The organism is Leeuwenhoekiella sp. A16, from assembly GCF_047946675.1.
In the GTDB taxonomy this organism is placed as follows: Bacteria; Bacteroidota; Bacteroidia; order Flavobacteriales; family Flavobacteriaceae; genus Leeuwenhoekiella.
In genome coordinates, this window is the sequence record NZ_CP172313.1 from 3,517,283 (window position 1) to 3,534,455 (window position 17,173).

The following is a 17,173-nucleotide window of genomic DNA, read 5'->3' on the forward strand; positions in this document are numbered from 1 at the left end:
TCAGTATTATGTTATTTTAAATTATTTTATTTGCTGCCGCTCATTGGCCGTTACAGTATTTTTATCAACCGCATCAACTTCTTTATTAGAAAGGCGCGATTTGAACTCATTAATAATTCCGCCTTTTAATAATACCTGAATTTGTCTGTCACTTAATGAATGTCTGGTCTCAAACTCTTCGGTCTTCCCGTTCTCTTTCTTTACCAAAACGTGTATATTGTTTCGGTTAGCAACATCTTCTCTAAGGTTTTTAAAACTAACTATATCTCCCTGCTCAATTTTGTTATAATCTGCTAAGGAAATAAATTCTAATGGCAGAATACCAAAATTAACAAGATTTTGCCACGCAATACGGGCGTAGCTGTTTGCTATTACTGCAACCTGACCCAGATATTTTGGTGCCAATGCAGCATGTTCCCTACTAGAACCCTGGGCATAATTATCTCTGGCAACAACAATGTGCCCACCATGACTTTCTTTAGATTTTTGTGCGCGATCATAAAATGTCTTATCTATAACTGAATATGAGAATTTACTAATTTCAGGCAGATTACTTCTAAATGGTAAAACCTCTGCCCCGGCACGTAATATCTCATCTGTAGAGATATTATCTTCCATTTTGAGCAATACGGGCACTTCGGCCTTATCTACCAGAGGCTCTGTTGTGGGTAATGACTTAATATTTGGTCCTTTTTTAAGTTCTATTTTCGACCCGTCTTCAGCAGGAGCGATGAGCATATCTGTATTAATGATCTCTTTTTCAGGTTGTTCATACTTAGGATAAGTCATTCCGAAAAGTTTCTCAAGATCACGAGGATCAGTTATTTTACCCGTTAAGGCAGAAGCTGCTGCAGTCTCGGGACTACATAAATGTACCTGATCATCTTCTGTACCAGAACGGCTGGGGAAATTACGTGGCATTGTTCTCAAACTTATCGTGTCTGATGCTGGTGCCTGACCCATACCAATACAACCCATACAACCTGACTGGTGAAAACGAGCACCTGCTGTTATAAGATTAGCAAAAGCGCGATTATCTATCATATTTTGAATGATCTGTCTTGAGGTAGGATTTATATCGAAAGAAATATCACCATCTACAGTTTTATCTTTTACTATGGCTCCAGCCATCCAGAAATCTCGTAATCCCGGGTTTGCAGAAGAACCAATCACTACCTGTCCTATTTCTTTACCTTCTACTTCTCTTACAGGAACAACATTTCCGGGACTTGTAGGTAATGCTATTAGAGGAACAAGATCATCTAGAATAATCTCGTCATGCAAATCATATTCGCAACCTTCATCAGCGAGAAGTTCTGTCCAGTCTTCTTCCCGATGTTGGGCTTTTAAAAATTTTCTGGTCTCATCGTCACTTGGGAAAACGGTAGTGGTCGCTCCCAATTCTGCCCCCATATTTGCAATGACATGTCTGTCCATTGCGCTTAAATGCTTTAAACCCTCACCATAATATTCAATAATTTTTCCTACGCCACCTTTTACATCGTAACGTCTTAGCATCTCAAGAATGACATCTTTTGCACTCACCCAGTCAGGCAGTTTACCAGTAAGTTTTACGCCCATCACTTGAGGCATCTTTACAAAATAAGGTTGTCCCGCAATTGCAGCAGCAACATCAAGCCCGCCGGTACCTATCGCCAGCATACCTAGCGATCCTGCCGCCGGAGTGTGACTGTCTGAGCCCACCATAGTCTTGCCGGGTTTGCCAAAGCGCTCCATATGTACAGGGTGACTTACACCATTTCCCGGTCTGCTAAACCATAAGCCAAATTTTTGAGCGGCGCTATGCAAAAAAGCATGATCATCTGCATTTTTAAAATCTGTTTGCAGCAGATTATGATCTACATATTGTACGGCAACCTCAGTCTTTGCACGGTCAAGATTCATAGCTTCTAATTCTAGTTGAACTAAAGTACCGGTAGCATCCTGAAGCAATGCCTGATCTATTTTAAGACCTATCTCTTTACCGGGAATAAGCTCCCCCTCTATTAAATGGTCATTAATTAATTTTTGAGTTACGTTAAGCGCGCTCATAATTATAGTTTATAGATTGATTTTTTGTTTTAGAGTTTAAAAATTACAGAGAAAGCCCTGTATCTACAATTATTTAACAGCAATTTAGAATCTGTAACATCGGCCTGCTTCAAATCTATATTACATTTGTAGCGAAACATTTTTTATATGCTCATCTGGGGTCTTTTTCTCGTATTTATACTTATTTGTCTTGCGCTGGATCTAGGGGTCTTTAACCGCAGCGCTCATGTAATAAAAAGCAAAGAGGCCGGTATATGGACGGCAGTATGGGTAACGGTTGCGCTCGCTTTTAGCGGTGTGGTATACTGGTTGTTTTCTGCTGAATTAATTGAAAACCCTACAAATCTTACTCCTAACCGTGCAGTTCTAAAATATATCACTGGCTACCTTATAGAATTGTCTTTAAGTATAGATAATGTTTTTGTGATTGCTGTGATATTTTCATCTTTTCAAATACCGCCTAAGTATCAACACCGTGTTTTATTTTGGGGTATTCTGGGCGCTATAATATTCCGTGCGTTGATGATATTATTTGGGGTGGCACTAATCAACAAATTTGACTGGATTATTTACGTTTTTGGTGGATTCCTGCTTATCACTGCCTTTAAAATGCTCAAGGGTGAAGACGAAGATTTTGACCCTAAAAAGTCTAAGGTCTATAGATATGTAAAAAAGGTATTCCCGTTAACACCTACTATTTCTGGACCGCATTTTTTTATTAAAAGAATGGGCGTTAAGGCAGCAACGCCACTTTTTCTTGCTCTTATTATTATAGAACTTACAGATATTTTATTTGCTTTAGACAGTATTCCCGCAATACTGGCTATAACAGCAGATCCTTTTATAGTTTTTACTTCAAACATTCTTGCGATACTTGGCTTACGTTCTATGTATTTTCTTATTTCGCGTATGCTGGCAAAATTTAGATACATAAACTATAGTCTGGTAGTAATTCTTGCATTTGTGGGTCTTAAAATGATATTCTCTCACATGATCGAGGTACCAGAATGGCTTTCACTGGCAGTTATCATACTTTCACTAGCTGGTGGCATTATCGCCTCCAGAGTTATTGATGACTCATCAGAAAAACCGGCTCAGGAATAGCAAAAACCCCTTAAAAAGTACTTAAAATTAGAATTGTCTTGCCAAAGAAAACCTAAAGTAGTTTGGGCTTGCTTCGGCATTTCATAAATTTAGAGATATTAAAAATCGAACATATGAATTATAATTTTGAATATCACGATGTACAGGCCAGTGCAAGTCTGGAAACTTTCGCGAAAGAGAAAATGGATAAATTGGTAAATAAGTATGATTTTATCGTAAGAGCAGACATTTTCTTTAAAACTGAAAATACCTCTAGTGATGATACCGGAAAAAAATGTGGTATACGTTTAAGCGCCCCGGGACCTCGTCTTTTCGCCGAAAGCAATAGTAAAAACTTTCATGAAGCGGTTGCCGTTTGTGTAAAAGAGCTTGATACGCAATTACATAAACGTAAGGATAAAATGAAATCTCATTATTAATAGAGGCTATTATGAAAGCTATAGCAAGAAATGAAAATCAGGTCACGCTCATTTACAGCAGCACTACTCGCTCTGGTAAGAGAACGCGTGCCCACGCAGATGCATCAACATATGCAGATCTGCAGACCATAGATATATCTAGAGATCCTCTTACAGGGACACAGTGGGCAGAAATTGCTTCAGATCTGGGTAAACATATTAAGGATCTACTTAGTTTTGACGAAGTGGAAGGTATGGAAGAATGGAAAAATGGAGATTTTGATGAGAATGATTACATTAAAATTCTGCATGAGCAACCAGATCTTCTTGCGCATCCTATCGTAATACGTGGTGAGCGCATAAAGCAAATTGTTAATCCTACAGAAGTTCAGGAATTTCTTGATGTAGACTCGGCTGGTCTTGATAAGCAAAGAATGCAGGACGAACCGCTTATCTCTAGACAGACAAAAGGAGAACACTATATAGATAAAAAGGATGATCTTGAAAATCCTTAAAAATCAATAATTTATACAACAAAAAGGACGGAATTTATCCGTCCTTTTTCATTTACATTTGTGATTACAATATCATTTAATCTTTCTTGTCTACAGTTTCTAGAGGTTGAATTGATTGCTTAAGTCTCACATAAAGATCATACTGCTCTTGGGTAAGAATGTCACGCATTTCTGCATTTTCCTGCTGACTTAGAGATAACAGCATATCCAGCTTTTCCCTGCCGCCTAATTTTGCCTCTGCTTTTCCCTTTTTTTGAAGAAATTCGCCGATTTTTGTTTGCATAAGCAATTGCTGCTTACTCGTTAAAGCCAGTTTTTCTGTGTACTCACCGGCGAGTTCTTTTGCCCTTTGCTCTGTCTTATGATCTACATCTGAAAGAAAAGCACTTTGAGCACTTACACTGGTCATTGTACTAATAATTAAAAATATTGAAAATGGAGTTTTCATAATAAAAACGGTATTTCTGATTAACTTGTTTATCTATATTTATTTTATAATTTAAAGATTTCTTGCAAATCTTAAAGCAGTTATACAATCTGCACATGCCTGTGAACATTCCTGACTTACGGGGTCTTTAAATCTATCGCACGCCATTAAACATTCTTTACACGTTTCTATACCAAGTGGTATCATACGGTAGAATAATTCACTTTTGCGTGCATAAAGCCGCATCATAAGATTACATACTTCTGTACAATCTCTGCAACGACGTGCACAGATGACACATTCTTTGTGATCTACATTTTTGATACAAAAAGAGAGACATTCCTCCGTTTTTAAGACGCAGTTTATGAGCACTTTTTGAATATCTGTGAGGGTAATAGAATTCATAAAAAGTTTATTTAAAAGTTAAGACAATATTCTTGGCTCAACTCCTACTTTAACAGCGTTTAACTGTTAAGGCTAAACTTTTTAACGCGCTTCTAATTTAAGTGTAATAAGATCAATTGACTTCTGGACGGTTTCCATTTTATTGAGTTCGTCATCTTCGATCATGATGTCAAATTCGTCTTCAACATCCAGAACGATATCAACAAGGTGAGTAGAATTTATATTTAGATCCTGCGTAAGATGACTATCAGGAGTTATTTGTTTAACGTTAACATCTTCTGGCAGGTATTTTACAATTATAGATTTAAGAGTATTATAAACTTCTTTATTCATAGCAGATTATTTTGAGTACTGTTTTAAAACAATACAGCAATTTACATCACCAAAACCAAAACTTGACTTAATTAAAATCTTTGGAGTATAATTTTTAAATGAAACAGGAACACGTTGTGTACTTATGAGTTGTGCAATCTCGGGATGCAGAGTATCTACGTTCACATTGGGGAAAAGAAAACCTTCTTTCATTTGCAAGACCGAAGCCACACTTTCTATACTTCCCGATGCTGCCAGACAATGCCCCGTCATACCTTTAATCGAATTTATATACGGGAAATTATCATCGTATCTGTTTAAAGCCTCACACCAGTTCCTGATCTCAAAAGAGTCTTTTCCTGTAGCTGTAAGATGACCATTAATAACATCAACTTCTTCAGGTTCTGTTTCGGCATTTTTAAGTGCATCTGTTATGCATCGTTTTACCGCTAAACCATTAGGCGCAGTCATACTGCCCCCATTTCTTTGTCCGCCGCTGTTAGAACTTCCTCCTAAAATTTCTGCATATATTTTAGCACCTCTTTTTTGTGCACTTTCAAAATCTTCAAGCAATAAAGCACCGGCACCACAGCCGGGTACAAATCCTTTCGCATCAGCGTCAAATGGTCTTGAAGCATGATGAGGATCGTCATTATATGTAGAAGGCAAAATGCGTAGTGCATCAAAACCAGACCATACGTAAGGCTCACCGTCGCTTGTGCTGCCTGCTAACATGCGCAAAGCTCTGCCAGATTTTATACGGTCGTAGGCCATTAATATTGCTTCTGTACCCGTACTACAAGCTGCAGAATTAGAAGTAACGAGATTACCTAAACCCAGCATCCCGCCCAGATAAGCACTCACCCCGCTACTCATTATTTGCTGTACTGTGGTGCTGCCTAATCGTCGTGTATTGCCGTCGTCAACCTTGTATATGCTTTCGCGAAATTTATCAACGCCTAGTGTACCAATGCCAAATATAGTCCCTGAGTCAAAATCAGTTTGTGTATCATCAATTTCTAATTGAGCATCTTTCCAGGCTTCTACGCCTGCTAAAACACCGTATAAAATATTAAAATTATGAAGTTGGAGCGGTGTAAAGACTTTTAGCTTTTTATCTTCAGGAATAAGTGGCATCCCTCCTATCTGGCAGGAGAATTTTAGACGTTGCAGCTCACTAAAAAACCGTATTCCGCTTTTACCTGCTTTGAGCGCATCTGTAAATGCCGAGACACCCACCCCGTTTGGCGCACAAACCCCTAAACCTGTAATCACCACTCTTCTACCGCTCATGATCTGGAATTAGCATTCCTGAAATAATACCGCTACAAACAAGCTTTTGATTTTCATTATGCAATTTCACCGAGCATTTAAGTTTATTAAATCTGAAATATTCTAATGTCGAATTTACAAAAACTGTTTCTCCCGGGTATACCGGGATATAAAATTGCATGTCTGTAGAAGTAAGAGCCACGCCCGATTTTTGCTCTAAATTGCCGATTTTTGATGCTAAAAGGTAGATTCCCAGAGAAACCAGGCCAATTTGTGCCATACATTCAGTTAAAATGACGCCCGGCGTCACAGGATGATCTACAAAATGACCTTGATAAAAATATGCATCTTCTCTAAACTTGTAATTACCTGCAATGCCTTGTTGAGAAACCTGGGTAATCTCATCTACAAACAGAAAAGGTTCAGAATATGGTAAACGCTTAATTATTTCTTCTTTCTCCAAATTGACTTAATAACATTCAAAACTACCTATAGGTGAACCATCCGGGATTTTAGGTGATGGAATACTTTTAAATTTTTCGGGCTCTTTTAAAAACTTCTCAATATCAAGAGCCATGAATTTTTTGTCCGCATCACTCGATGAACCCCATTGTGAAACAAGGTTTGTTAACAAATTTGAAGTTATGGCTTTTACCTGAGGTATTGATTTATCACTACTATATAAATTTTTAAAATGTTTGATGACGTTATAATTTATGGTCGCCTGTACTTCATTGTAATAGTCATCTTTAAAAGTCTTTTCTAAAGTTTGCTTGCTGATTTCTTCCAAAACCTCTGCTAAATCCAGCTGATCACTGGCCCATGCATTATTGACTACAAGTCTGTTAACGCGTTCCTCATTTAATAAGAGATCAAGAGTCATATCACTTGCTGTTGCCACTGCACCTAAAGGATCAAAAGTTACACCGGTATCGCTTTTAAAACTTTCTCTGGTGCGGTTAAAACCAAATGCACGCGGCGGGAAAAGCGATAATTTTTCTTTTGGTATTGCCAGAACTTCTGCGTCTAAAGTCTGTAAAACAGCATTTAAAGCAGATTTTTGCTCTTTAACATCAAGTAATTGCACAGGTATAAGTTCACTATCACCTTTTACAGCATAATTATAGACTACACCGCCTATTTCTTTAATGGCAGCCTCAGTTTGATATCTATGGTAAAAATAAAGTGGAACAAAAACATCTTCAAGTACAGAATACGCCTCATTGGTACGTATATTATCTATAGAAAAATTCGCCATAGCGGTCTTTCTCAGAGCAAGCATATTTTCTAATTCTTCTGATGGTTTAGCACCATTATCCCATAAATGAGCATAAGGATGTGCGCCATTTGCTGCACGTGCATCGCTATCTGTAATAAAACGCAGACCTTTTTTCTCTGCAGAGATCAAAATATCATTCAGATATTCCTGTTGGTCCTTGCCTTGCGGAACGTCACTATAACTGTAATCTACAGTGACCTTGTCCCAAATACCAATATTTTTCGCGTAAGCATCACTAAAGTCTACTTTTCCGTTTTTCAGTTTTAAAGTAGGATGAGGATAATCCATCACCGAAGCGCGATCATTTGCACTGGCGGCAAAATTATGGGCAAACCCTAAAGTATGACCTACTTCATGAGCCGCAAGCTGGCGAATACGAGCTATGGCCATATCTAGCATAGGTTGATAATCGTCATCGCTTTTAGCGAAAGGCTTATTTGTTAAAGCCTGAGCGATCATAAAATCCTGGCGTATGCGCAAACTTCCCAGACTTACATGTCCTTTTAAAATCTCACCGGTACGAGGATCAACCACGCTGGCACCGTAACTCCAGCCGCGTGTACTACGGTGAACCCATTGTATGACATTGTACCTTAAATCCATTGGGTCTGCATCTTCTGGCAACATTTTAACCTGAAAAGCATTTTTGTAACCTATTGCCTCAAAAGCCTGATCCCACCATGATGTACCTTCAAGTAATGCAGATCTCACCGGTTCTGGCGTGCCGGGATCAAGATAATAGATAATAGGTTCTACAGGCTCACTCACCGCCGCGTCGGGATTTTTCTTCTCTAATCTGTGTCTTATTATTAATCGCTTTGTGATAGGTTCTTGAACCGGCGTAGCATAATCCATATAAGAAATAGAAATTGCACCACTACGCGGGTCAAAAGGTCTGGGCTTATAGCTATCATCTGGTAACTGCACAAAAGAATGATGCTCAATTACAGTGACATATTGCGCATCTGGCACTACAGAACGAATATTTCTACCGGTAGGATCACCTTTAAAAGTAAGCAGCGATTCAAACTCTGTATTTTTAGGAAAAGACTTGGTATTTTCCATAAAGAGAGCGCTTCTGTCTTTGTCATATTTGTAAGTTCCTTCCTTTTGCGCTTTAAGACGCTGTGTAACACCGTGAGCATCTTCCATTAAAAAAGGAGTAAAATCGATCAAATAGGTATCATTATCGGTCTCTTTGATATCAAAACCAAACAAAACCGATCTGCCAAAAGCCTGTTCTATAGATTTGCGCTCTGCTGTATTTTCTGTGATTGCGCGATAATCCTGATTGGGCTCAATTAATAGAAGCTTGTTCCCAAACTTTTGAAACTTTACAATTGCTGTACCGCCTAACTGACCGCGATCCAGACCAATATCGTTACTCCCCAGGCCGCTTTTTAAAGAATGCACGTAGATAAATTCTGAGTTAAGTTTATCAACTTCCAGATAAAGCTTATCTTCTTTCTCATCGTAATGAAAAGTAAAGAAGCCTTTCTGAGTTTTTAAATTTTCTTTGTCTTTGAGGAATTGTGCTGAAGCTAATTGTGATATGCACAAAATGAGGAGAAGTATTGTATTTTTCATCTAATAAAGTATTCCATTTGAATTTAGGTAAAAATGTAATTATATAAAATTGAATAAAACATCATATTAATGTAAAATATGTGTAATTTAATATGGAAAAAATTAATGAAAACGTATTAAAAAGCTCGATTTTTAATGAGATTATCTGCTTTTATTAAGTAAATATTCCTATTTTCAAACCAAACCACTCGTAAATGATAAACACCCAACACCCAATATTTTCGGCCTATCAAAAGGATTCTAAGTTTTATGATGAAATTTTTGATAAAGATGGTTCGGTAAAAGAGATCTATAAAACCCTATTTGGCTTATATAGTGATTATTCGGTCCAGGATTTTGTTAATCTAAATAATAAAGCGAAAGCTTCTTTTTTTAATCAAGGCATTACATTTCAGGTTTACGGAGACCATGAAACCAAAGAAAAAATATTTCCTTTTGATCTCTTCCCACGTATAATTGATCCTGAAGAATGGGATATTCTAGAAAAAGGTGTTTTACAACGCAGCAAAGCATTAAATCACTTTTTATGGGATATTTATCACGATAAAAAGATCATAAAGCAGGGTATAGTTCCGCTTGATCTTATAAGTTCTTCGGCAAATTATCTGCACCAGATGATAGGTGTTGATCCTCCTGGAGGAATTTATAACCATGTGTCAGGGACAGATCTTATAAAACATGCAGATGGCAAATACTATGTGTTGGAGGATAATATACGGTGCCCTTCTGGTGTGAGCTATGTGGTTTGTAATCGCACTGCTCTCAAGAGAGCTTTATTTGGTGTCTTTAATCACTATCAGGCTCATACTGTAACAGATTATGCAGAAAACCTGCTAGAGATCATGGAAACTGTAAAGCCTAAAGGAGTAGATGAACCTAATTGTGTGGTTATTACGCCTGGTATTTATAATTCCGCTTATTATGAGCACTCTTATTTGGCAAAAGCCATGGGTGTTGAGCTGGTAGAAGGTCGCGATCTTTTCGTAGAAAACGATTTTGTATACATGAAGACAATACGTGGTCCTGAAAAAGTAGATGTAATATATAGACGTATAGATGATCTTTTTATCGATCCGTTAGAATTTAAACCTGAATCTGCTTTAGGTGTGCCGGGTCTGTTTGCGGCGTATAAAAAGGGAAATGTTTGTTTAGTGAATGCTCCCGGAACCGGCGTAGCAGATGATAAGGCCATCTACACCTATATGCCACAGATCATTAAATACTATCTTGATGAAGAACCTATTTTAAATAATGTGCATACCTATCATTGTAGCAGACCTGACGAATTGAAATATGTTCTTGAGAATGTAGATAAACTCGTTATCAAACCTGTTGACGAAGCCGGGGGTTACGGTATCTCGATAGGAAATAAATTAACTAAAGAGGAAATTGAAAAAGTAAAGGTTACTGTAAAAGCAAATCCACGTAAGTATATTGCCCAGCCTATAATGTCACTTTCTGTACATGCAACTTATATAGAAGATACAGACTCTTTTGAACCACGTCATGTTGATCTGCGCACGTTTACTTTATTAGGTGCAGATAAAGATTTTGTTCTTAAAGGTGGCTTAACACGGGTAGCTCTTAAACGAGGCAATCTTGTGGTTAATTCATCACAGGGTGGCGGTTCTAAAGACACATGGGTATTAAAAAAATAAGAAAACATATATGCTAGCAAGAGTAGCCAATAATTTATTTTGGATGGGGCGTTATATAGAACGCTCAGAGCATGTCGCAAGATATCTCAACGTTAATTATTTTTCGTCATTAGACGCACCTAATGAACTTTCACAATCCAGACAACTTGTACTGCGTTCTATGCTGTTTATGGCTGGCGGTGAAGAGATTGAAGAAGATGAGATTTTAGAAGAAGAAAAGGTGCTTTATGATGTGGGTCTCAATCCTGAAATACAATTCTCTATAATTAATTGTATTAAATATGCTCGTGAGAATGCTAATAGTGCGCGCGATTTAATTTCTACAGAATTGTATGAATCAATAAATAAATTCTACCATTTTGTTCTGAATTATGATGTGCAATTATTTACCAAAAAAGGTCTTTACGATTTTACAGTACACGTGACTGAAGCCATGGCTGTTTTACGCGGAAAAATAAGAGCAACCCTTTTACATGACGAGGTATACGCCATAATTATGTTAGGTGTAAACCTTGAACGCGCTAATCAGATAGTAAGAATCATTCATTCTAAAAACCGAGATGCGCTGCATGCACAGGGAAGTTATGGTGATACGTATAAAAATAGCTATGAGTGGACGACCCTATTAAAGTGTGCAGAATCATACGATATGATGCGTCGTTTTTATAAAAAAACGCCTAATAGCGAGCGTACGCTTGAGTTTTTAATTCTGAATGCTCAATGCCCGCGTTCTGTAATGAACAGTTTAAACCAGGTGAGCAGTCATATAAAAGTGCTCAATACTGAAGAATTACCACTTAAAGATTCAGCTGCTTTTTTAATTGGTAAAGTTCGCGCTCAATATCAATACAAATTGATTGAAGAAATTGATGAAGAAATTGATAGTTTCATAGAACACATTCTCGATACAGTGGTCCTCATTGCAAAAAAAATAGAAAAGGAGTATTTTAATTATTGATACTCTAAACTCTTCTTTACATTTGCAGATTAATTATATCTTTTGAAATATACTATAAAATACAAGGCCCACAATACTTACGAGACTCCGGTAGACGAGGCTTTGTGGCAGTTTCTCATCATTCCTGAAAATAATGATTCGCAAGAACTTGTGCGTGAAGATTTCACTAACTCGCTACGCGTAGCGATAGAAAGTTCTATAAATGGTTATGGCTTCAACACCTACAGAATTCACCCTAAAAAGCAGTTTAAAGATATTCATTTTGATGCCACATTTGTGGTTAAAAAAAGTAAGCCAGAAGAGCTAAAAATCGCTCAAAAAGAGGCTAAAATCGATATATATTCCGTACTTCATTCTTTAGAATTTAAATCTGAGAATGAGCCGTTTTTACGTACTACTCCCCTAACACAATTGCCAGAAAACCCTACAGATATATTTTCATTTGATATAACGGTTTCTCCTTTTGCAAATCTACAGGCACTTAATAAGTGGATATTTGACGAGTTTACTTTTAAACCCAACGTTACAACCATAGAAAGTAGTCTGGGAGATATTTTAGAAACAAAAGAAGGCGTTTGCCAGGATTTCACACATTTATTTTGCGCAATTGCGCGAAAAAATAACATTCCTACGCGTTATGTTTCCGGTTATTTACACAGAGGCATAGGCTATCTGGGAGATTCACAGATGCATGCCTGGGTAGAATGTCTTTTACCAGAAGTGGGCTGGGTAGGCTTTGACCCTACTAACAATCTTTTCGCAGAAATTCACCACATAAAAGTTTGTCACGGTAAAGATTATACAGATTGCTCACCTCTAAAGGGAATCATATTTACCACGGGAGCAAATGAGACTTCATACAGTGTAGAAGTTACTTCGCCAGAAGATGATGAGAAAATTTTATCTCAAACCCAACAAATGGGCGACATGGTACAAACGCAAAGTGTGGATACAATTTCTCAAATACAGCAACAGCAACAACAGACTAAAAAGTTATAATTCTAATAACTTATTCTCTTATTTTAAAGAGAGTCATTAATTTTCCAGAAAATTCCATTTATGGTAACCACAGATCAGGTAAGAGATCTTAATACAAGATTAGCTGACTTAAAAAAATATTTAAGCATTGACCAGAAGTTGGTCGAGATACAGAATGAAGAAGAAAAAACCTTTGATCCTAATTTTTGGAATGACCCCAAAGCTGCAGAGCTTTTTATGCGTGAATTACGCGGAAAGAAAAAATGGGTAGAAGATTATCAAAAAGCGGTTAATTCTACTGAAGAATTAAGTGTCCTGCTAGAATTTCATAAAGAAGGTGAAGCTTCAGATGAAGACGTACAAACACATTACAATCAAATTATTACACTTGTTGAAAGCATGGAATTTAAGAATATGCTTTCAGAAGAAGGAGATTCTTTAAGTGCCGTACTTCAAATAACTGCAGGTGCCGGTGGTACAGAGAGTTGCGACTGGGCAGCTATGCTCATGCGTATGTATTTGATGTGGAGTGAAAAAAATGGTTATAAAGTTAAAGAACTCAATTACCAGGGCGGTGATGTTGCAGGAGTAAAAACAGTAACGCTAGAAATTGATGGTGAATTCTCTTTTGGCTGGCTCAAAGGTGAAAATGGCGTTCATCGCTTAGTACGCATCTCGCCATTTGACAGTAATGCAAAACGACATACTTCTTTTGCTTCGGTTTATGTATACCCATTAGCAGATGATAGTATAGAGATTGATATCAATCCGGCAGATATTAACTGGGATTTTGCCAGATCAAGTGGCGCCGGGGGTCAAAATGTAAATAAAGTTGAGACAAAAGCAATTCTTACCCACCACCCTACCGGTATTGTAATTCACAATAGTGAGACAAGATCACAGCTAGAAAATAGGGAAAAAGCTATGCAAATGCTTAAATCACAACTTTATGAGATTGAGCTCAAGAAAAGACAAGCTGCAAGAGACGAGATCGAGGCAGAAAAGAAAAGCATAGAATGGGGATCGCAGATACGTAATTACGTATTACACCCGTATAAACTTGTTAAAGATGTGCGTACAGCAGAAGAAACAGGAAATACTGATGCAGTTTTAGATGGTGACATTGATGCTTTTTTAAAGGCATATCTTATGATGAACGGACAAAAAGAAGAAGAAAACGAATTATAATTATGCTGAAAATATACCACAACCCAAGATGCGGCAAAAGCAGAGAAGGCCTTGCAATTTTAGAAGAATCTGGCAAGGATTTTGAAATTGTGAAATATCTTGAAAATACACCATCTTATATAGAATTAGCAGCTATAATTGGGAAATTAGGAATTCATGCTATTGATCTTGTAAGAACAAATGAATCTGCCTGGAAAGAGAATTTTAAAAACAAAAATCTTACAGATGAAGAAATTATTCAGGCCATGGTAGATCATCCTAAACTTATTGAACGCCCCATTGTAATTCATAACAATAAAGCCATAGTAGGAAGACCTCCTGAAAATATTAAGCAAATCTTATAATCAGATATCGGGTTTACGTGCACGAGATATAAAAAGGAAATTCTTGTTTTTCTAAACCGCCCTTTTATAACTGAACCTTCTCAAGGAATAACAGGTTTTTTTATTTAACGAAAATTTAACCACCAAGCCTTTAAACTTCCTGCATTTTCATAGTCTAAGAAGTGAAACCAAAAAATTCTATGAAAATTAAATTCCTATTAGTTTTATTACTAACAGTTCCTGTTTTAATATTTGCGCAAGCCAATAAGAAATTCACAATCTCAGGTTCGGTTGTAGACAAGCAAGGTGGTGTACCGCTTGAGTATGCTACGATCACAGTTACAGATGTTAACAATCCACAAGGTGTTACGGGAGGTATAACAGATACCGAAGGTAACTTTGAAGTAGAAGTAACTAACGGCACATATAATATCAAGGTAGAGTATATTTCTTTTGCCCCCTTTATCATCTCAAATAAAGAAGTAAATCAGGATCTTAATTTGGGTAAAATAACTTTAGAATTTGCTGCTGCAGATCTTGATGAAGTTACCGTAGTTGCAGAAACTACTACTGTTGATGTACGCTTAGACAAAAAGATCTACAATATTGGGAAAGACCTTACGACCGCAGGCGGTACTGTAAGCGATGCTCTTAATAATGTTCCTTCTGTTTCTGTAGATGTAGAAGGCGGCATAAGTTTAAGAGGAAATGAAAATGTACGTATTCTTATAAACGGTAAACCTTCTGCGATGGCAGGTTTTGGTTCTACAGATGTTTTAAGACAATTACCGGCAGATGCAATTGAGCGTGTAGAGGTTATCACTTCACCTTCGGCGAGATATGATGCAGAAGGAACCGCCGGTATTTTAAATATTATACTCCGTAAGGAAAAGACTTTAGGTTTTAATGGCTCAATAAATGCAAATGCTGGTTATCCTGACAATTTGGGTCTGTCGACAAATTTAAATTACAGAACAGAACATTATAATCTTTTCAACACAACGGGATTTAGATATTCTAATAGCCCTGGTAATGCTTTTTTTGACACACGCTACAATGCAAATAGCAATAGTGAGTTTGACAGAATTTATGAAGACAGAGATATTGATCGTTTAAACAGAGGTTTTAATACCAACTTAGGTATGGAATATTACCTTTCTGATAATTCATCACTTACCGGAACTATATTTTACCGTAACGGTAACGACCAGGATAAAACCACTAACAGAACTACCAATTTTAATGACGGTGATCTGCTTTTAGGAACTACACGTATTGAAGATCAGGCAGAAGATGATGAAAGCTTTCAGGTAGCTCTTAATTATATTAAAAAGTTTAATGACAATGGGCATCAATTAACCGCAGATTTTCAGTATGATATAGATCACGAACTTCAAAAATCTGATATTAATGAAGATGTCACCTTTAATGGTATAGGCACTGATGAAAATTTCATTAGTGAATTAATTACCACTAAAGAAAATCAAAAAGAATTTTTATTTCAAACAGATTATGTATTACCATTTGGTGATGATTCTCAATTTGAAGCAGGTTATCGCGGTAATTTTGAAAATGAAATAACAGATTATATGTTAGAACAGGAAGATGCACCTGCAAGTGAATCTTTCGTTGTTAACGATACACTTACTAATAAGTTTGATTATACAGAGAATGTAAATGCTTTGTACACGCAATACGGTACTAAATTTGGCGATTTTTCTTTCCTTTTAGGTTTACGTCTTGAGAATACCCAACTAAAAGGAAAAATTGATTCTAGACTTACTGAAGAAGAATTGCAGGATGTATTTGGCTTTGCTATAGATACAGATTTTGATAACAATTATCTGGGCCTCTTCCCTACCGTAAATATTATTTATGAGTTGGGCGAAATGGAAAATATAACAGTAGGCTATAACCGCCGTATTAACCGCCCTCGTGGTTGGTTTATCAATCCCTTCCCTTCAAGAAGTAGTAGAAATAATGTGTTTCAGGGAAATCCTAACTTAAAGCCGGCTTATTCTAATGCCTTTGATGTGGGTTATTTAAAACGCTGGGAGAAATTAACTTTTACATCGTCTGTCTATTTTCAAAGAGAAACAGATGCTTTTGAGCGCGTAGAAGAAAATATTGAAAACTCTAGCGTAATACGTACAATACCTATTAACCTTTCTAGTAATGAACGTACCGGTGGTGAACTAGGTCTTCTATATAATCCGGCAAAATGGTTGAGATTAAACGGTAGTTTTAACTTCTTCCAGTTTAAAAATGAAGGAGAATTTAACGGCGTAGACTACGGCAATAAAAACACAAGCTGGTTTGCAAGATTTAGTTCTAAGCTTACATTACCTGCTAAAATTGACTGGCAAACAAATGCTTTCTATCGCGGTCCTTCAGAAAATGCACAGACTAAGACAGACGGTATACTTTCTATAGATCTGGCTTTTAGTAAAGATATTTTTAATGAAAATGCCACTTTATCATTCAATGTGCAAGATCTTTTAAATTCAAGAAAGAGAAATCAATTCACTACCAATCCTAATTTTGTTAGAGACAGCGAATTTCAATGGAGAGAACGCCAGGTTAACTTGTCATTCATTTACCGTTTTAATCAACAAAAGAATCAGCAAAAAAGAGAACAAGATCGTGAGAACGATGAAGAAGGAGCCGATTTTAGTAGCTAAACGTCAGGTTTTCACCCTAAAAAAGCCATTTTTACT

Annotated in this window: 16 protein-coding genes; 9 read left to right on the forward strand and 7 right to left on the reverse strand. The window is 36.9% G+C overall.

Going from position 1 to position 17,173, the window contains the following annotated elements:
* Window positions 1-21: 21 nt before the first annotated feature.
* Window positions 22-2,052: an aconitate hydratase gene (locus tag ACH3O9_RS15375; RefSeq protein WP_416442009.1), complete on the reverse strand. Its 2,031-nt coding sequence runs from the start codon at window positions 2,050-2,052 to the stop codon at window positions 22-24.
* A gap of 147 nt (window positions 2,053-2,199) precedes the next feature.
* On the opposite strand from ACH3O9_RS15375, the gene ACH3O9_RS15380 reads away from it, so the two are divergent.
* The 3 genes from ACH3O9_RS15380 to ACH3O9_RS15390 all read left to right on the forward strand — a co-directional run bounded on the left by ACH3O9_RS15380 (window position 2,200) and on the right by ACH3O9_RS15390 (window position 4,069).
* Window positions 2,200-3,156: a TerC family protein gene (locus ACH3O9_RS15380; RefSeq protein ID WP_416442011.1), complete on the forward strand. Its 957-nt coding sequence runs from the start codon at window positions 2,200-2,202 to the stop codon at window positions 3,154-3,156.
* A 113-nt stretch (window positions 3,157-3,269) separates the two neighbouring features.
* Complete coding sequence (hpf, locus tag ACH3O9_RS15385; protein ID WP_416442013.1) at window positions 3,270-3,575, forward strand: ribosome hibernation-promoting factor, HPF/YfiA family; 306 nt, start codon at window positions 3,270-3,272, stop codon at window positions 3,573-3,575.
* Window positions 3,576-3,586: 11 nt separating this feature from the next.
* Window positions 3,587-4,069 (forward strand): arsenate reductase family protein, encoded by a 483-nt coding sequence (locus ACH3O9_RS15390; RefSeq protein WP_416442015.1) that lies wholly within the window; start codon window positions 3,587-3,589, stop codon window positions 4,067-4,069.
* A 76-nt stretch (window positions 4,070-4,145) separates the two neighbouring features.
* On the opposite strand, the gene ACH3O9_RS15395 is transcribed toward ACH3O9_RS15390, so the two are convergent.
* The 6 genes from ACH3O9_RS15395 to ACH3O9_RS15420 all read right to left on the reverse strand — a co-directional run bounded on the left by ACH3O9_RS15395 (window position 4,146) and on the right by ACH3O9_RS15420 (window position 9,351).
* Window positions 4,146-4,478 carry a hypothetical protein gene (locus ACH3O9_RS15395; protein WP_416442017.1) on the reverse strand — a complete coding sequence of 111 codons (333 nt, stop codon included), beginning with the start codon at window positions 4,476-4,478 and terminating at the stop codon, window positions 4,146-4,148.
* A gap of 90 nt (window positions 4,479-4,568) precedes the next feature.
* The gene (locus ACH3O9_RS15400; RefSeq protein ID WP_416442019.1) at window positions 4,569-4,901 is read right to left on the reverse strand and encodes a hypothetical protein; all 333 of its coding nucleotides are present in this window, start codon (window positions 4,899-4,901) and stop codon (window positions 4,569-4,571) included.
* An 81-nt stretch (window positions 4,902-4,982) separates the two neighbouring features.
* On the reverse strand, window positions 4,983-5,234 hold the full coding sequence (locus ACH3O9_RS15405) for an acyl carrier protein (RefSeq protein WP_416442021.1): 252 nt from the start codon (window positions 5,232-5,234) through the stop codon (window positions 4,983-4,985).
* Window positions 5,235-5,240: 6 nt separating this feature from the next.
* A complete protein-coding gene (locus ACH3O9_RS15410) occupies window positions 5,241-6,506 on the reverse strand; it encodes a beta-ketoacyl-[acyl-carrier-protein] synthase family protein (RefSeq protein ID WP_416442023.1) in 1,266 nt (421 codons plus the stop codon).
* Window positions 6,496-6,948: a 3-hydroxyacyl-ACP dehydratase FabZ family protein gene (locus ACH3O9_RS15415; protein WP_416442025.1), complete on the reverse strand. Its 453-nt coding sequence runs from the start codon at window positions 6,946-6,948 to the stop codon at window positions 6,496-6,498. The genes ACH3O9_RS15410 and ACH3O9_RS15415 overlap by 11 nt, the downstream gene beginning before the upstream one ends.
* A gap of 6 nt (window positions 6,949-6,954) precedes the next feature.
* A complete protein-coding gene (locus ACH3O9_RS15420) occupies window positions 6,955-9,351 on the reverse strand; it encodes a zinc-dependent metalloprotease (protein ID WP_416442027.1) in 2,397 nt (798 codons plus the stop codon).
* A 194-nt stretch (window positions 9,352-9,545) separates the two neighbouring features.
* On the opposite strand from ACH3O9_RS15420, the gene ACH3O9_RS15425 reads away from it, so the two are divergent.
* The 6 genes from ACH3O9_RS15425 (at window position 9,546) to ACH3O9_RS15450 (ending at window position 17,137) form a co-directional block, all read left to right on the forward strand.
* Complete coding sequence (locus ACH3O9_RS15425) at window positions 9,546-11,009, forward strand: circularly permuted type 2 ATP-grasp protein (RefSeq protein ID WP_416442029.1); 1,464 nt, start codon at window positions 9,546-9,548, stop codon at window positions 11,007-11,009.
* A gap of 10 nt (window positions 11,010-11,019) precedes the next feature.
* On the forward strand, window positions 11,020-11,967 hold the full coding sequence (locus ACH3O9_RS15430; protein WP_416442031.1) for an alpha-E domain-containing protein: 948 nt from the start codon (window positions 11,020-11,022) through the stop codon (window positions 11,965-11,967).
* A gap of 42 nt (window positions 11,968-12,009) precedes the next feature.
* Window positions 12,010-12,966, forward strand: coding sequence for a transglutaminase-like domain-containing protein (locus ACH3O9_RS15435; RefSeq protein ID WP_416442033.1), 957 nt, complete (start codon window positions 12,010-12,012; stop codon window positions 12,964-12,966).
* A 60-nt stretch (window positions 12,967-13,026) separates the two neighbouring features.
* Entirely contained in the window at window positions 13,027-14,133 is a 1,107-nt protein-coding gene (gene prfB, locus ACH3O9_RS15440; protein ID WP_416442035.1) for a peptide chain release factor 2, read from the forward strand.
* 2 nt (window positions 14,134-14,135) lie between these two features.
* A complete protein-coding gene (gene arsC / locus ACH3O9_RS15445; protein ID WP_416442036.1) occupies window positions 14,136-14,477 on the forward strand; it encodes an arsenate reductase (glutaredoxin) in 342 nt (113 codons plus the stop codon).
* Between the two features lie 179 nt (window positions 14,478-14,656).
* Complete coding sequence (locus tag ACH3O9_RS15450) at window positions 14,657-17,137, forward strand: TonB-dependent receptor domain-containing protein (RefSeq protein WP_416442037.1); 2,481 nt, start codon at window positions 14,657-14,659, stop codon at window positions 17,135-17,137.
* The last annotated feature ends 36 nt before the right edge of the window (window positions 17,138-17,173 follow it).

Excerpts from the sequence above, each read along its gene's own strand:
- ACH3O9_RS15375 (WP_416442009.1), bottom strand. The coding sequence starts at position 2,052 with ATGAGCGCGCTTAACGTAACTCAAAAATTAATTAATGACCATTTAATA.
- ACH3O9_RS15380 (WP_416442011.1), top strand. The coding sequence starts at position 2,200 with ATGCTCATCTGGGGTCTTTTTCTCGTATTTATACTTATTTGTCTTGCG.
- hpf (WP_416442013.1), top strand. The coding sequence starts at position 3,270 with ATGAATTATAATTTTGAATATCACGATGTACAGGCCAGTGCAAGTCTG.
- ACH3O9_RS15390 (WP_416442015.1), top strand. The coding sequence starts at position 3,587 with ATGAAAGCTATAGCAAGAAATGAAAATCAGGTCACGCTCATTTACAGC.
- ACH3O9_RS15395 (WP_416442017.1), bottom strand. The coding sequence starts at position 4,478 with ATGACCAGTGTAAGTGCTCAAAGTGCTTTTCTTTCAGATGTAGATCAT.
- ACH3O9_RS15400 (WP_416442019.1), bottom strand. The coding sequence starts at position 4,901 with ATGAATTCTATTACCCTCACAGATATTCAAAAAGTGCTCATAAACTGC.
- ACH3O9_RS15405 (WP_416442021.1), bottom strand. The coding sequence starts at position 5,234 with ATGAATAAAGAAGTTTATAATACTCTTAAATCTATAATTGTAAAATAC.
- ACH3O9_RS15410 (WP_416442023.1), bottom strand. The coding sequence starts at position 6,506 with ATGAGCGGTAGAAGAGTGGTGATTACAGGTTTAGGGGTTTGTGCGCCA.
- ACH3O9_RS15420 (WP_416442027.1), bottom strand. The coding sequence starts at position 9,351 with ATGAAAAATACAATACTTCTCCTCATTTTGTGCATATCACAATTAGCT.
- ACH3O9_RS15425 (WP_416442029.1), top strand. The coding sequence starts at position 9,546 with ATGATAAACACCCAACACCCAATATTTTCGGCCTATCAAAAGGATTCT.
- ACH3O9_RS15430 (WP_416442031.1), top strand. The coding sequence starts at position 11,020 with ATGCTAGCAAGAGTAGCCAATAATTTATTTTGGATGGGGCGTTATATA.
- prfB (WP_416442035.1), top strand. The coding sequence starts at position 13,027 with ATGGTAACCACAGATCAGGTAAGAGATCTTAATACAAGATTAGCTGAC.
- arsC (WP_416442036.1), top strand. The coding sequence starts at position 14,136 with ATGCTGAAAATATACCACAACCCAAGATGCGGCAAAAGCAGAGAAGGC.
- ACH3O9_RS15450 (WP_416442037.1), top strand. The coding sequence starts at position 14,657 with ATGAAAATTAAATTCCTATTAGTTTTATTACTAACAGTTCCTGTTTTA.